Raw genomic sequence first — 14,499 nt, 5'->3', positions numbered from 1 at the left:
CGTCGCCAACGCCGGAGCCACTGAGCCTATGTCCCCTACTCGCCTGTTTGTCCCCCTGTCCCTCGTCCTGCTGGCCGCCTGCGCCACGCAACCGAAAACCAACGTGACTGTGGAAAAACAGAGCGAATGCCCGGTGCGGCTGACCAACGGCCAGAACCTGACCGTCATACTGCCAAGCAACCCCACCACCGGCTATCGCTGGGCCATTCAGGACTCGGCCGGCGGTGTGCTGCACGCGCTGAGCCCCGAGGTTTACAGCAGCCCGAAAGATTCCGGCATGGTCGGCGCGGGCGGTTTCTCCACCTGGCGTTTCCAGGCCTTTGCCACTGGCACCGGGCGCCTGCGCCTGACATCGCAGCAACCCTGGGAGCCTGAAGTCGAGCCGGTGGAAACCTTCGACTGCGCGATCTCGGTGAACTGATCGTGGGCTGGCTGATCCTCGCGCTGATGGGCGCAGCGACCTTTCTCTATGGCGTCAGCACCCATGCGGCGTTGCTGTGTCTGCTGGTCAAACCGCTGCCGGTACTGGCGTTGCTGGGCTGGCTGCACGATGCGCCGCCGAGTGACTATCGCCGCTGGATCAGCCTGGGTCTGATTTTCTCGTTGCTCGGCGATGTGCTGCTGGCATGGCCGGGAGATTTGTTCGTGTTTGGCCTGGGCGCGTTTCTGGTCGCGCATCTGGCGTATCTCAAGGCTTACCTCAGCGATTGCCGGCGTCTGGCTCTGCTGCCGCTGGTGCTTGCGCTTGGCGTTGGCGCCGTGCTGTTGGGCATATTGATCAGCAGCGGACTCGGACCGTTGACCGTGCCGGTGATCGTCTACGGCACTGCCATCAGCGCCATGCTCTGGCGCGCCCTGGCCCGACTCGGCAGCGGCGTACCGCAACGTTCGGCACTGTTGGCGGCGGGCGGCGCGGTAGCGTTCGTGTTCTCCGACAGCGTGATCGGCATCGACCGGTTTGTCGCACCGTTCAATGCGGCGCCCTACATCATCATCCTCAGTTACTGGCTGGGGCAGTGGGGGATTGCAGCGTCGGCGTTCAAACATTCGAATGACGCTAAAGACGGTTTGCGATAAAAAACATCGCTTTCATTAGAAAATCGCATTAATAACTGTCATTTTCGACAGTTAAATCCGAGCATCCCTCTGCTTAAAGTGCAGTGAGAGACAGCAAACCGCCTGTCACTCCCCCGAGGGATCGACCATGAATAATCCGAAAGAAAACGCCGATACAAACAACACCTTCAAATACCAGATTGATAGCGGCGAGGCCTTCAACTTCCCAATCGTGAATTGCTTTCTCAGCAATTTTTTAAGGATTACGGGAGCGCAGGAGGAGTTTGAGCAGCAAATTGAGAATCTCGAATTCAACTTTGCCCCCGACATCCCAAGTGGCGAATACAAACTCAATGATCCCGGCGTCCACGTTGATGTCAGAACAGGCTGGGTGAACACTCGATATACCGCGACGTCTTTGATTCTCAAACTCACGGTAGATCACACCTCCCGGAGTATCTCCGGCGTATATGCCATCGAGACAGTGCAGGACTATGGAGGGGTGGTTAAACCAGGAATCAATGTGAACGGAAACTTCGCAGCCAAGTACATTATCTCGTAAGCCTCGCAGCCATCTGCATCCGGGAAGGTTTCAGGCTAAGTTGATCGACTTTTAACTTTAGCCTGAATCCGACCAGCACGGTTTATCAGACAACCCGCGCATCTGCGCGCCAGTTTGGCTAAAATGCCGGCCTTTTCATCGACACCGCCGGAACCGCCGTGAGCAAAGAACCCGATCGCATTTTCGCCCAGCCGATGGCCCAGGTGCCTGACTTCGCCTTCAACGAAGACGTGGTGCGGGTGTTCCCGGACATGATCAAGCGTTCGGTGCCGGGCTACCCGACCATCGTCGAGAACCTCGGCGTACTTGCGGCACAGTTCGCCCAGCCGAACAGCGTGCTCTACGACCTCGGCGCCTCGCTGGGTGCCGTGACTCAGGCCCTGCGTCGCCACGTGCGCACTGACGGTTGCCGGGTGATCGCGGTGGATAACTCGGCGGCGATGGTCGAGCGCTGCCGCGAGTACCTCAACGGTCAGGACTCGATGTTCCAGGAGTTGTTGCCGGTCGAAGTGATTGAAGGCGACATCCTCGCCCTCGATTTCAAACCGGCTTCGGTGGTGGCGCTGAACTTCACCCTGCAATTCATCGCCCCGGAGCAGCGCACGGCGTTGCTGTCGCGCATTCGCCAATCGTTGCTGCCGGGCGGCGCGCTGATTCTGTCGGAGAAGCTGCGCTTCAACGACGCCGAAGAACACGCGCTGCTGACCGACCTGCACGTCGCGTTCAAACGCGCCAACGGCTACAGCGAACTGGAAATCGCCCAGAAGCGCAGCGCCATCGAAAACGTCATGAAGCCCGACAGCCTCGAAGAACACCGCGAGCGCCTGCTGGCCGCCGGGTTCTCGAAAGTCGTGCCGTGGTTCCAGTGTCTTAACTTTGCCTCGTTGATTGCCTTGCCATGATTGATCTGTCTCCCCTCGCCCGCCGTCTGGCCGGTACACCGCTGGCCGACTGGGCCAACACCCTGCAAGCGCAACTCGACAAGAAAATGGAGAAAGGCCACGGCGATCTGGAGCGCTGGCAAAGTGCGCTGGACGCCCTGCCGAAGATCCAGCCGACCGAAGTCGACCTGCTCGACGGCCTGAAGCTGGACACCGATTGCGACGACGAAACCCGCGCACAGATGCGTACCGCGCTGATGGGTTTGTCGCCGTGGCGCAAGGGGCCGTTCGATCTGTTCGGCGTGCACGTCGACACCGAATGGCGCTCGGACTGGAAGTGGTCGCGGGTTTCTCCGCATCTGGATCTGAAGGGCAAGCGCATCCTTGATGTCGGTTGCGGCAACGGCTACTACATGTGGCGCATGCTCGGTGCCGGCGCCGACAGCGTGATCGGCGTCGATCCGAACTGGCTGTTCTTCTGCCAGTTCCAGGCGGTACAGCGTTATCTGTCAGAGCCGAATGCCTGGCACTTGCCCTTCCCGTTCGAAGACTTGCCGCCGAATCTGGAAGGCTTCGACACGGTGTTTTCCATGGGCGTGTTCTATCACCGCCGTTCGCCGATCGAACATTTGCTGGCGTTGAAGGATTGCCTGGTCAAGGGCGGCGAACTGGTGCTGGAGACGCTGGTGGTCGAGGGCGACAAGCATCAGGTACTGGTGCCGGAAGACCGTTATGCGCAGATGCGTAACGTGTGGTTCTTGCCGTCGGTGCCGGCGCTGGAATTGTGGTTGCGACGTGCGGGATTCACCGACATTCGTTGCGTGGATGTCAGCCTGACAACGGTCGATGAGCAGCGCGGGACCGAGTGGATGAAGTATCAGTCGCTGAGCGATTTCCTCGATCCGGAAGATCACAGCAAGACGATCGAAGGGCTGCCGGCGCCGATGCGGGCGGTGATTGTCGCGAAGAAGTAACCCCGATCTCCAGAAAAAGGAGATCCCCTGTGGGAGCGGGCTTGCTCGCGAAGGCGGTGTGTCAGGTACATCAATGTCGACTGGCACTCCCTCTTCGCGAGCAAACCCGCTCCCACATTTGTTTTGTTTTTATTCAGTGGGCTTGGCGCGCCGTGCCCTGAAAAACTCGGTCAACACTGCTCCGCACTCCTCCGCCAGCACCCCGCCTTCATACAGCACTCGATGGTTGAGAAAGCCCTGGGTGAAGAACTGCCCCTGACTCTGCACAATCCCGGCCTTGGGCTCCAGTGCGCCGTACACCACGCGAGCAACCCGCGAATGCACGATCAGCCCGGCGCACATGCTGCACGGCTCCAAAGTCACGTACAGCGTGCTGCCCGGCAGACGATAGTTATCCACTGCTTGCGCGGCGGCGCGGATCGCGACCATTTCTGCGTGTGCGCTGGGGTCGCTGGTGCTGATCGGGCAATTGAAGCCGCGACCGATGATCTCGCCGTCCTGCACCAGCACTGCGCCCACCGGCACTTCGCCGAGGGCTGCGCCTTGCGCCGCCAATGTCAGGGCTTCGCGCATGAAATCGCGGTCACAGCTGCGGTCGATGATCGGCGCGGGGCGAATCTGGCGCATCACTTCACCTCGATGGCGGCCATCAGGCCGGTTTCCATGTGGTCGATCACGTGGCAGTGGAACATCCATACCCCCGGGTTATCCGCCACCAGCGCCACTTGCGCACGCTCGTTCTTGCCCAGCAGGTAAGTGTCGGTGAAGTACGGCACGATCTTGTGCCGGTTCGACGCAATCACCTTGAAGCTCATTCCGTGCAGGTGGATCGGGTGCTGGTACTGGGTCATGTTCTTCAGTTCGAAGATATAACTCTGGCCCAGTTTCAGGCTGGCGATCGGCCGGTCGGCGCAGGTCTTGTCGGTGATGTCCCAGGCCTTGCCGTTGATTTGCCACAGGCTCGGCGGCTTGCCGTTGTCGACATTCACCGACACCGAACCGACCCATTCGAAATTGAAGTTGAGTTTCTCGGCATTGGCCAGATCCGGCTCGGCCACCGGGTTGGCCGGCAGTGCCTTCGGCCAGTCGGTCGGTGCGTCGTTGTTGGCCACCGAACGCAAGGTGCCCAGGCGTACCGGGCCATTGCGCAGCGACAGTTCCTCACCGGCCGGCGGTGCCTTGATCGCCAGGCAAATGCGCATGCCCGGGCCGAGCCAGTACTCCTTGCCCAGCGGCCGCGGTTCGACCGGGTTGCCGTCCAACGCGTAGATCTGCGCTTCGACACCGGGAATATTGATGCGATAAGTCAGGGTGTTGTCGAGGTTGAGCAGACGCACCCGAGTGATCTGCCCCGCCGGCAACTCGATCACCGGCGCAGGCACGCCGTTGATGGTCGCCAGCCGCCCCGCCGTACCGCCACGGGCCGCTTCCCGGGGAATGCTGAATTCGACGAAGTTGCCTTCGTCATCGACGTGCCAGCTCTTCAGGCTCAGGGTCTTTTCGTACTTGAACCCGGTCGGCTCGCGCTCCTCGACGATCAACGGCCCGACCAGCCCGCGACCGAGCTCCTCGCTACTGCTGACGTGCGGGTGATACCAGTAGCTGCCGGCATCGGGCACGCGGAATTTGTAATCAAAGTATTCGCCCGGCAGCACCGGCAGTTGCGAGACGTACGGCACGCCGTCCATTTCCAGGGGCAGGCGGATGCCGTGCCAGTGAATGGTGGTCGCTACGGGCAGATGGTTGATGAAGCGCACCCGCAGCCACTCGCCCTGACGTACGCGCAATTCGGTACCTGGTGCCGATGGGCCGAACGCCCAGGCTTCGGTCTTGTGCCCCGGCACCAGCTCGACGTCCAGCGGTGCGGCGATCAGCTCGTAGTCATGCCCGGCGTTGGCATCGGCCACCTTGCCCAGCCAATACCGCGTCGCACCACCGGCTCCCGCGCCAACCACTGCAAGACCGGCCAGGCCACCGAGAATTTGTCGACGGGTAAAGGACATGGACACAACTACCTCACGTATCAGCCGCGGGCCAGGGCGCCCGCAAAAGGCGAATACGATACACCTGCGATTGCGAAACAGTAAGGGCAGCGCGGCGGATGGCCGCAGATCGGGACAGTCTCAGGTGGTATACAAGTACCGCACAGTCCTCGGGTGAACAGACCACTCTCCCTGTTTCTTTCTCAAGGACCAGAGCAAATGACCCCAGCAGCCCCCCGCCCATTGCCCAACGCTGCCGACAAGGCCGCCCTCAGGATCATGGCTACACAACTTGTCAGAGCCTGTCCAAGCCTGAACGATACCGCGCATGCAGTCGCCAGCGAGTTGCTCATCAGGCGCGGCCTCGCCGGCCTGGATCCCGATTACATCTACTTCCATCGATTCAGAACCGCTCAGAGCCTGTCCGCCTCGTTCACCGGTTGGCAGCATTATGGCGAAAGACCCTATGAAAGCCTGACACTGACGCAGCTGGTGATTCAACGCTTCCGGGCCACCGATCAGGACAATGCCGACCTGCTCGATGTGTACGGCGGGTTTTACAGCGCCGGACCGGACGCCGAAACTTTCGATGCAACCAATGAAGTGTGCCTGCACGGTAACGAGGTGATGAGGGATTTCTGGGAGATCAACTTCAGCGAACGTTACCGCAACGAGCTGCAAGCATTCTGGAACCAGTATCCCGGCGAATTCCGCATCCTGGCCAAATGTAACTTCCTCGGCAGGGCCGTCGAAGCCCGGGAGCTTGGTCACCTGAGCGATGAGGATTTTCAGACTGCAGTCAGTGCGGTCATCGGCCCGTTGACCTGGCCAGTGAGCCTGGACACATTGCAGGCTCAATTCCTGCCCGGCCATGGCCCAAGAGTTTGCGCACTCGATATTGCCGGTCATGTCGCCAGCGATATCCTGCGCATTGTCGACTCGCACGGGCGACAAATCATCTATGTACCCGGCGACAGCGAGGCCTTCCACGTACTCGAAACCTCCACAGACTTGCATTGGTGGGCCTTGCAGCAGCTGAACGAAAACGCGCCCCGCGCACTGTTCCTGAAACATTTCCCTCTGGCCGACCGGCACTCGATGACCGAAAACATCAGTGACCTGATGAACCGGTTGGTCAGCACCTGGGGCCACAGTGATCATCACCTGATCAACCAGAATGATCTGGCGATTACAACTGATGCGTTCGACTGGCTGCGTGACACTACCCGCAACGCGATGTTCGCCGAAGCCGACCTTTCCCTGACCTCAAACGGTGACCTGCGCAAGAAACTCTGGATCGGTTACCTGAGTGCCGGCCTGAAAGTCCTCGGCCCGATGGCCGTGGTGGGCTGGCCCGTGGCATTGCCGGTGATCGGTGCCAGCCTCGTCGACATGGGGTTGAACATCGACAAGGCTGTCAACGGCAAGACCTCCGAAGAACGCAAGGAAGGTGTTCTGGGAGCAATCTTCAGTGGTATCGATGCGCTGTTCAATATTCCGTTTCTGATGGGATCCGGTGCACTGCCAGAGCTTGAGGTGCCGTCAGAAGCCTCCGAGGCAAGCGAGCTGGCAGAAACCGACACAGCAGCGGTGAAGGAGCCAGAAGAACCAAACGAGATTCTGCCTGTTCTTCAAGAGCAGCCCTCGGCGACCTCCGAAACCGTGCAAGTCCGGCAAATCCCGCAGCATTTTCAGTCCAACGAAATACTGGATGGTCTGGATCCGGTTGGGGAGCCCGGCCAATACCAGGGGATCTACAGGTTGAACGCCAACCCGCCCTATGCCATCCGGATGAACGACACGACCTATTACGTCCGTTATTTCAGCGACTCGCAGGGCGGCGGATTCTGGGCAATCATCGATCCGGCCAGACCCAACCAACTGATCCACGCAATACCTGTGCGTTTGAACAGCGAAGGTCTCTGGGAGCGCATGACCCAGTTGGGCCTCAAAGGGGGCGGTCAGTGCCTGGGCAGACAATGCACTGTAGATGTGGCGCTTGAGCTTGATACGCGTGCCCCATCGCCCGAAGAGCAGGAACACCCCATAACGCAATCTGCACCTTCAAACCCTCTGCCCGTCGAGCCTCGGCCCTCGACATCGAACGACATTCGCCTGATCAGAACAGCTTACGCCGTAGATCCGCAACGGGAGCTGGAACTGCGACGATGGGCCCTGAACCTGCGTGAAACCCACATTGAACTGCGAGTGGGTCCCGATGGTGGCCTGGTCTCACCAAATCGTTATGCACTCTATTTCGCCGAGAAGTACCGCGCCCTTCAGATCTCCGCCAGGCGCTTCTACAAGAATCTCCCGTGGGCGAACCTGCCGCCGCGTCCGCAGATTCCTGCGCTCAGCTCATCAACAAGTTTCACGGACTTCACAGCTCAGGCTCTCGAGCAAGCGCGCGGGCTGGTCATCGGCGAAACTCCAGGCCGTATCACCAGCATGCGGCTGATCATTGAAAACATGCCCGCACTGGCGCGCCAGGGCGTCAGAACGCTATACGTGCGCCGACTGCTCAGCGACTTTGCCCAGGCAGACCTGAATGCTTATTTCAGATCCGGTGTCATGTCCGATGATCTGCAGCAATATCTGAGTCGGCTCGGCACGGATCCGGCCGAACAGTTTGACGAACTGGCGCTGGTGAAAAGCGCCAGGCAAAACGGTATTCGAGTCCAGGCCACCGATTGTGCGGCAACCTACAAAAAGCCTGTTTCACTCACGCTGTCCGAGGAACAGATCATCGCCAACCACCTGACAGCCGACATCATGTTCCTGGATAAAACCATGAACGATGTCGGCAAATGGGTGGTACTGACAGGGGTGGAAAATACCAATACGTTCAGAGGCATTGCCGGCATCAGCGAACTGGAAGGCGGCATCGGCGTGCGTATTGAAGAGGTCGATCCCGGGCAGGGAGAGCGCTTGGCAACCGACCCGGGTATCGACATCGAACGGGGGCCCCATTCACAGACGCTGACACAGCAAGGGACGCTCGAAACCCACTACGCCGATGTGCTTCTGCAAATGGAAGCAGCGCCAGTCAGTCGCACCGAGCTGCAAATACACCGACTGCTATACCGCGCAGGGATGTATTTTTTCGATCGTTCACAAGGCGCGTATCGCTTATTCCATCGAAGTGTGAACGGCGAGATCGTACAAACCCCTGTCCGGACTTTCGCCGATGGACGCTATTACATTGACCGCCCATCCTGGGGTTCGGTACACCGTGTGCCCTTCGACAGTCTTGAGCAATTATCCAGCGCACTGAAGCAGCTCGGACTGCAGTTGCAAAGCCGACTTCCTGCTTGACCTGCCATCCAGACAGGCGAAAAAAACCCTGGCCGAGGCCAGGGTTTTTCATTGCGTCAGTGCGACCTGTATGGCGGGATCACTCCCACTCAATGGTCGCCGGCGGCTTGCTCGACACGTCGTAAGTAACGCGGGAGATGCCTTCGATTTCATTGATGATGCGGCCGGAAACGGTTTCCAGCAGTTCGTAAGGCAGGTGTGCCCAACGCGCGGTCATGAAGTCGATGGTTTCCACGGCACGCAGGGCCACGACCCAGGCGTAACGACGGCCATCACCGACCACGCCCACCGATTTCACCGGCTGGAACACGACGAAGGCCTGGCTGACCTTGTGGTACCAGTCGGCCTTGCGCAGTTCTTCGATGAAGATGTGGTCGGCGCGACGCAGCAGGTCGGCGTATTCCTTCTTCACTTCGCCGAGGATCCGCACGCCCAGACCCGGGCCCGGGAACGGGTGACGGTAGACCATGTCGTACGGCAGGCCCAGTTCCAGGCCCAGACGACGGACTTCGTCCTTGAACAGTTCGCGCAGTGGCTCGACCAGTTTCAGGTTCATCTCGTCCGGCAGGCCGCCCACGTTGTGGTGCGACTTGATCACGTGAGCCTTGCCGCTTTTCGCGCCAGCCGACTCGATCACGTCCGGGTAGATGGTGCCCTGGGCCAGGTACTTGATGTTGTCCAGCTTGCAGGATTCGGCATCGAACACGTCGATGAAGGTACGGCCGATGATCTTGCGCTTCTTCTCCGGGTCGGCTTCGCCGGCCAGGTTGTTCAGGAACTGGTCTTCAGCGTTGGCGCGGATCACCTTGACGCCCATGTTCTCGGCGAACATGGCCATCACTTGCTCGCCTTCGTGCAGACGCAGCAGGCCGTTGTCGACAAAGACGCAGGTCAGCTGATCGCCGATGGCCTTGTGCAGCAACGCCGCAACCACCGAGGAATCCACACCGCCGGACAGACCCAGCAGCACGTTGTCGGTACCGACCTGTGCGCGGATGTTGGCGATCGCGTCTTCGGCAATCTTCGACGGGGTCCACAGGGCTTCGCAGCCGCAGATGTCGAGAACGAAGCGCGACAGGATGCGACCGCCCTGCTTGGTGTGGGTCACTTCCGGGTGGAACTGCACGCCGTAGTAAGCGCGCTCGTCGTTGAACATACCGGCGATCGGGCAGCTCGGGGTGCTGGCCAGGATGTGGAAATCGCTTGGCATCTTGGTGACCTTGTCACCGTGGCTCATCCACACGTCGAGGCCGAACAGGCCGTCCGCGTCGATGTGGTCTTCGATGCCGTCGAGCAGGCGGCTCTTGCCGACCACATCAACGCGGGCATAACCGAACTCACGCAGTTCGGAACCTTCAACCTTGCCGCCCAGTTGCTCGGCCATGGTCTGCATGCCGTAGCAGATGCCGAAGACCGGTACGCCCAGGTCGAACACCGCTTGCGGGCAGCGCGGGCTGTTGGCTTCGTGTACGGACTCGGGACCGCCGGCGAGGATCACGCCTTTTGGAGCGAATTCGCGGATCGCATCTTCGTCCATGTCGAACGGGTGCAGTTCGCAGTACACACCGATCTCGCGCACGCGGCGGGCGATCAGTTGGGTGTATTGCGAACCGAAGTCGAGGATCAGGATGCGGTGAGCGTGAATGTCGAGGGCCATGATTCAGTCTCGTCTAAGTAATTCAGAAACAGTCTTGATTCAGAAACGACTCGGGGCTGAATAAAACAGCCCCGGTCATTTGACGTTTTGCTTGAAGCCTCAACCTACGCGGTAGTTTGGCGCTTCCTTGGTGATCTGCACGTCGTGAACGTGGGATTCGGCCATGCCTGCACCGGTGATCCGCACGAACTCAGGCTTGGTGCGCATTTCTTCGATGTTGGCGCTGCCGGTGTAACCCATCGAGGAACGCAGACCGCCCATCAACTGGTGAATGATCGCGCTCAGGGTGCCCTTGTAAGGAACACGGCCTTCGATGCCTTCCGGAACCAGTTTCTCGGCGCCTGCCGAGGAGTCCTGGAAGTAACGGTCGGAAGAGCCCTGGGCCTGGGACATGGCGCCCAGCGAACCCATGCCGCGATAAGCCTTGTAGGAACGGCCCTGGAACAGTTCGATCTCGCCTGGCGCCTCTTCAGTACCGGCGAACATCGAGCCCATCATCACGCAGGAAGCACCGGCCACGATGGCCTTGGACAGGTCACCGGAGAAACGGATGCCGCCGTCGGCGATCAACGGAACACCGGTGCCTTCGAGGGCAGCGGCGACGTTGGCGATGGCACTGATTTGCGGGACGCCGACACCGGCGACGATACGGGTGGTGCAGATCGAGCCAGGGCCGATACCGACCTTGACCGCATCGGCGCCGGCTTCGGCCAGGGCCTTGGCGGCTGCGCCGGTGGCGATGTTGCCGCCGATCACCTGCACTTCAGGGAAGTTCTCCTTGACCCAGCGAACGCGGTCGATCACGCCTTTGGAGTGACCGTGAGCGGTGTCGACCACCACCACGTCCACACCGGCATTGACCAGCGCGGCAACGCGGTCACCGGTGTCTTTGCCGGTACCGACTGCAGCGCCGACGCGCAGACGACCTTGGTCATCCTTGCTGGCCAGCGGGTAGGCCTTGGCTTTTTCGATGTCTTTGACGGTCATCATGCCTTTGAGGGCAAACTTGTCGTCGACGATCAGGACTTTTTCCAGGCGGTGCTTGTGCAGCAACTCGCGGACTTCGTTCTTGTTGGCGCCTTCGCGAACAGTGACCAGACGCTCTTTCGGCGTCATCACTTCACGAACGGTGGCTTCCAGACGGGTTTCGAAACGCACGTCACGGGAAGTGACGATGCCGACCAGGTCGCCATCGTGCAGCACCGGAACGCCGGAAATGTTGTGCATGCGGGTCAGTTCGAACAGATCACGAACCGTGGCGTCAGCCTCGATGGTGATTGGATCCTTGACCACACCGGCTTCGAACTTCTTGACCTTGCGGACTTCGGCAGCTTGCTGCTCGATGGTCATGTTCTTGTGGATAATGCCGATGCCACCTTCCTGAGCCATGGCGATTGCCAGACGGGCTTCGGTGACGGTGTCCATGGCGGCAGAAACCAGAGGAATATTCAGTTCGATGCCACGGGTGAGGCGGGTCTTGAGACTGACTTCGTTAGGAAGCACCTCGGAATAACCAGGCACTAAAAGAATGTCGTCGAAGGTCAGAGCTTCTTGGCTGATACGCAGCATCGCGGGGGCTCCCGAGCGGGAAAATGGAAGCGCGCCATTATAGTCAGACACCCCTTCGGGTTCAATGTAAAACTTGTCTTATATCAATGTTGCTGATGTACGGGAAAAGCCGCCCCTACAACTCGACCTTGACCCAGCTCACCGGTTGATCCAGCCAGTCGGCGAATTCATCGATGAAACTCTGCTTGAACCCCGCCTCCAGCCAGTTGTTGAAGATGAAACCGAGGTTGGAAAACCCGCACTCCTGCAAATACAGAAAGCCGTTGATGTCATCTTCATGTCCGCATTCTGGACAGGTGAAGTTGTCGGTGCGCCCCGGCATCCAGTCTTCCAGGCTTTCGAACAGCGCTTCGCCGATTTCCTGGCGACACTCGGCGCAACCGGCCTCTTCGAGAAAGCCCTTGGCCGGGGTGTAGATGCAGCGCTTGGTAATGACTTCCAGACCATTGATCGGCTCACCGAACGGCAGCGCCTCGGGGTGCAGCACCACCGCGCGGGCGCCATCGGCGATGGCATAGGCCATGCGGTTACCGGTGCGTCCGCAGGTGCTCAGTTCTTCCTTGACGATGTTCTTGCGCACCAGCCAGCGCAGGATCGCCCGGGCGCGGGGCTCGTGCACCGGCAGGTTGGAGATTTTCGGGACGATGATGCTTTGGGAGTTCATGGTGCAAGCCTGCTGCGTCAAAGGATGTTCTGCGACGAACGCGGCCGGCAGCTTAATCCCTGAGACAATCCGGTCAAGTGCTTAAATAGCGGCCGATCAACGCCAGACCGCTCGCCAGCACCAGCCAGGTCACCAGCCGCACAAAGGCCTCGCGGGACAAACGCATGGTCAGCCGTCGCCCGATCCACAAGCCCAGCGCCATGGCCGGCAACAGACACAGCGCGAGCATCAACAAGGGTAGCTCGGCATACACCCCGGCGATGGCGAACAGACTCAAACGCACCACCGTGCTGCAACTGATCAGCGCACTTTGCGTGGCCCGGGCCGCGTCCTTGGGCAGTCGGCTGTTGAGGTAGATCGCATAAAGAAAGCCGCCACTGCCGAACAACGCCCCGAACAGCCCACCTACCGTGCCCATCGGCAACGCCCACACGGCAGACAACTGCGCCGGCCGCGCCTTGATCCACAAGCTGTAAACCGCATAGGCACTGATGAACAGCCCCATCAGCAACAACAGCAGATCGGACTTGAGGTTGAGCAGGAAAATCACTCCCAGCGTGCACCCGACCGCCATACACGGCAGCAGCCGCAGCAACTCCGGCTTCGCTACATCTCTGCGCGATGGCAGCAGATTGCCGAACGCAGCGACAAAATCCAGCAACACCAGTAACGGCACGATTTTCGACAGCGGCATGAACAGGATCAGGATCGGCCCCGCCACCAGCGCCGTGCCGAAACCGGCAATGCCGAACACGATGTAGGCCAGCGCGACACCCACTCCGATGACTGCCCAGCCCCCGAAGCCCCACGACCATTCGCTCAACAACCCCGCCACACTCATCCGCTCGCTTCCTTTAATAAGCCTGTGATGACTTTAGCCAGCGCCGAGGGTTGCGACTAATATCATCGAAACCGCCAAGCCATCTCGAAAAGGCATGCCTCGTGCTTTCAACCCGTCAATTGCGTTACTTCGTGGAAATTGCCGAGTGCGGCAGCTTCAGCGCTGCTGCCGAACGCCTGTTCATTGCCCAGTCGGCGCTGAGCCGGCAGATCAAGGACATGGAAACCCGCCTGCAGACGCCGCTGTTCGAACGCACGGCACGCCAGCCCCGGCTTACTGCCGCTGGCGAAGCGTTCTTGCCCCGGGCGAGAAACCTGCTTAACGAATTAAACAAGGCCAGCACCCTTGCCACGGAAATCGGCCAAGGCCAGCGCGGCACGTTGCGTCTCTGCCACTCCAGCACAGTGCCGATTAGCGGCCAACTGTTGCGCGACATGAGCGCTTACCTGGAACAGCAGCCCGGGGTTTCGCTGGACATCGGCACGTTGTCTTCGGAAACGCAGCTCGAAGAACTGGCCGAGGGACGGCTCGACATCGGTTTGCTGCGTCTGCCGGTGCTGCGCCAGCGCGAAGGTGTTCAAGTTGTTCCGCTCTACACCGAACGCTTGCTGCTTGCCGTGCCGGCGGATCATCGACTGGCGTTGACGGAGCCAGTCGATCTGGCGCAATTGAAGGACGAAGCGTTCATTTCCATCCCCCATCCGCAACGCGGCGGACTGAGCTATTTGTGCGCCGACCTGTGCATGCGTCACGGTTTCTTCCCCCAGGCTGCACGGGTGATGTCACGCAAGACCACGCAACTGCAATTGATCCAGGCCGGTTTCGGCATCGCCCTGCTGCCGGAGTCGATGCAGGACATCGCGCCCGCTGGTGTGAGATTTGTGCCACTGACCGGCGATTGCCAGAGCACTGTCGCCCTCGCCTTTCGGCAAAATCCCACACCACTGGTGCAACACTTCCTCCAGACATTCACCGGCGAAAGCCTTTAAACTGCGCCC

At 60.0% G+C, this 14,499-nt stretch carries 13 protein-coding genes; 7 read left to right on the top strand and 6 right to left on the bottom strand.

Annotated features, from left to right (window positions below; translation table 11 throughout):
* The first annotated feature begins 28 nt into the window (after positions 1-28).
* The 5 genes from OQ248_RS16425 (at position 29) to cmoB (ending at position 3,473) form a co-directional block, all read left to right on the top strand.
* Entirely contained in the window at positions 29-421 is a 393-nt protein-coding gene (locus OQ248_RS16425) for a protease inhibitor I42 family protein (protein WP_265813330.1), read from the top strand.
* Positions 422-423: 2 nt separating this feature from the next.
* On the top strand, positions 424-1,077 hold the full coding sequence (locus OQ248_RS16420) for a lysoplasmalogenase (RefSeq protein ID WP_265813329.1): 654 nt from the start codon (positions 424-426) through the stop codon (positions 1,075-1,077).
* A gap of 127 nt (positions 1,078-1,204) precedes the next feature.
* The gene (locus OQ248_RS16415) at positions 1,205-1,618 is read left to right on the top strand and encodes a hypothetical protein (protein WP_265813328.1); all 414 of its coding nucleotides are present in this window, start codon (positions 1,205-1,207) and stop codon (positions 1,616-1,618) included.
* Between the two features lie 194 nt (positions 1,619-1,812).
* On the top strand, positions 1,813-2,520 hold the full coding sequence (gene cmoA, locus OQ248_RS16410; RefSeq protein WP_219737186.1) for a carboxy-S-adenosyl-L-methionine synthase CmoA: 708 nt from the start codon (positions 1,813-1,815) through the stop codon (positions 2,518-2,520).
* Positions 2,517-3,473 carry a tRNA 5-methoxyuridine(34)/uridine 5-oxyacetic acid(34) synthase CmoB gene (gene cmoB / locus OQ248_RS16405; RefSeq protein ID WP_265813327.1) on the top strand — a complete coding sequence of 319 codons (957 nt, stop codon included), beginning with the start codon at positions 2,517-2,519 and terminating at the stop codon, positions 3,471-3,473. Before cmoA ends, cmoB begins: the two co-directional genes overlap by 4 nt.
* A 129-nt stretch (positions 3,474-3,602) precedes the next feature.
* Here cmoB and tadA read toward each other — a convergent pair whose 3' ends face one another.
* Positions 3,603-4,100 (bottom strand): tRNA adenosine(34) deaminase TadA, encoded by a 498-nt coding sequence (gene tadA, locus OQ248_RS16400; protein ID WP_265813326.1) that lies wholly within the window; start codon positions 4,098-4,100, stop codon positions 3,603-3,605.
* Positions 4,100-5,476: a multicopper oxidase family protein gene (locus OQ248_RS16395; protein WP_265813325.1), complete on the bottom strand. Its 1,377-nt coding sequence runs from the start codon at positions 5,474-5,476 to the stop codon at positions 4,100-4,102. Before OQ248_RS16395 ends, tadA begins: the two co-directional genes overlap by 1 nt.
* A gap of 198 nt (positions 5,477-5,674) precedes the next feature.
* Here OQ248_RS16395 and OQ248_RS16390 point away from each other — a divergent pair, with 198 nt between their 5' ends.
* Positions 5,675-8,770 (top strand): membrane-targeted effector domain-containing toxin, encoded by a 3,096-nt coding sequence (locus tag OQ248_RS16390; protein ID WP_265813324.1) that lies wholly within the window; start codon positions 5,675-5,677, stop codon positions 8,768-8,770.
* A 79-nt stretch (positions 8,771-8,849) separates the two neighbouring features.
* Here OQ248_RS16390 and guaA read toward each other — a convergent pair whose 3' ends face one another.
* From guaA to OQ248_RS16370, 4 genes are all read right to left on the bottom strand, one after another.
* On the bottom strand, positions 8,850-10,427 hold the full coding sequence (gene guaA / locus OQ248_RS16385) for a glutamine-hydrolyzing GMP synthase (RefSeq protein ID WP_085709414.1): 1,578 nt from the start codon (positions 10,425-10,427) through the stop codon (positions 8,850-8,852).
* A 99-nt stretch (positions 10,428-10,526) separates the two neighbouring features.
* Positions 10,527-11,996 (bottom strand): IMP dehydrogenase, encoded by a 1,470-nt coding sequence (gene guaB / locus OQ248_RS16380; RefSeq protein ID WP_085709413.1) that lies wholly within the window; start codon positions 11,994-11,996, stop codon positions 10,527-10,529.
* Positions 11,997-12,111: 115 nt separating this feature from the next.
* Positions 12,112-12,660: a hypothetical protein gene (locus OQ248_RS16375; RefSeq protein WP_011335799.1), complete on the bottom strand. Its 549-nt coding sequence runs from the start codon at positions 12,658-12,660 to the stop codon at positions 12,112-12,114.
* A gap of 73 nt (positions 12,661-12,733) precedes the next feature.
* Complete coding sequence (locus tag OQ248_RS16370) at positions 12,734-13,501, bottom strand: sulfite exporter TauE/SafE family protein (RefSeq protein WP_265813323.1); 768 nt, start codon at positions 13,499-13,501, stop codon at positions 12,734-12,736.
* Between the two features lie 101 nt (positions 13,502-13,602).
* On the opposite strand from OQ248_RS16370, the gene OQ248_RS16365 reads away from it, so the two are divergent.
* Positions 13,603-14,490, top strand: coding sequence for a LysR family transcriptional regulator (locus OQ248_RS16365; RefSeq protein WP_265813322.1), 888 nt, complete (start codon positions 13,603-13,605; stop codon positions 14,488-14,490).
* Positions 14,491-14,499 lie beyond the last annotated feature (9 nt).

It is taken from the genome of Pseudomonas sp. COW5, from assembly GCF_026240005.1.
In the GTDB taxonomy this organism is placed as follows: Bacteria; Pseudomonadota; Gammaproteobacteria; order Pseudomonadales; family Pseudomonadaceae; genus Aquipseudomonas; species Aquipseudomonas kribbensis.
Note: the sequence above shows the minus strand (reverse complement) of the source record. Positions and strands in the feature narration are given on the sequence as shown.

Excerpts from the sequence above, each read along its gene's own strand:
- OQ248_RS16425 (WP_265813330.1), top strand. The coding sequence starts at position 29 with ATGTCCCCTACTCGCCTGTTTGTCCCCCTGTCCCTCGTCCTGCTGGCC.
- OQ248_RS16415 (WP_265813328.1), top strand. The coding sequence starts at position 1,205 with ATGAATAATCCGAAAGAAAACGCCGATACAAACAACACCTTCAAATAC.
- cmoA (WP_219737186.1), top strand. The coding sequence starts at position 1,813 with ATGGCCCAGGTGCCTGACTTCGCCTTCAACGAAGACGTGGTGCGGGTG.
- cmoB (WP_265813327.1), top strand. The coding sequence starts at position 2,517 with ATGATTGATCTGTCTCCCCTCGCCCGCCGTCTGGCCGGTACACCGCTG.
- tadA (WP_265813326.1), bottom strand. The coding sequence starts at position 4,100 with ATGCGCCAGATTCGCCCCGCGCCGATCATCGACCGCAGCTGTGACCGC.
- OQ248_RS16395 (WP_265813325.1), bottom strand. The coding sequence starts at position 5,476 with ATGTCCTTTACCCGTCGACAAATTCTCGGTGGCCTGGCCGGTCTTGCA.
- OQ248_RS16390 (WP_265813324.1), top strand. The coding sequence starts at position 5,675 with ATGACCCCAGCAGCCCCCCGCCCATTGCCCAACGCTGCCGACAAGGCC.
- guaA (WP_085709414.1), bottom strand. The coding sequence starts at position 10,427 with ATGGCCCTCGACATTCACGCTCACCGCATCCTGATCCTCGACTTCGGT.
- guaB (WP_085709413.1), bottom strand. The coding sequence starts at position 11,996 with ATGCTGCGTATCAGCCAAGAAGCTCTGACCTTCGACGACATTCTTTTA.
- OQ248_RS16375 (WP_011335799.1), bottom strand. The coding sequence starts at position 12,660 with ATGAACTCCCAAAGCATCATCGTCCCGAAAATCTCCAACCTGCCGGTG.
- OQ248_RS16370 (WP_265813323.1), bottom strand. The coding sequence starts at position 13,501 with ATGAGTGTGGCGGGGTTGTTGAGCGAATGGTCGTGGGGCTTCGGGGGC.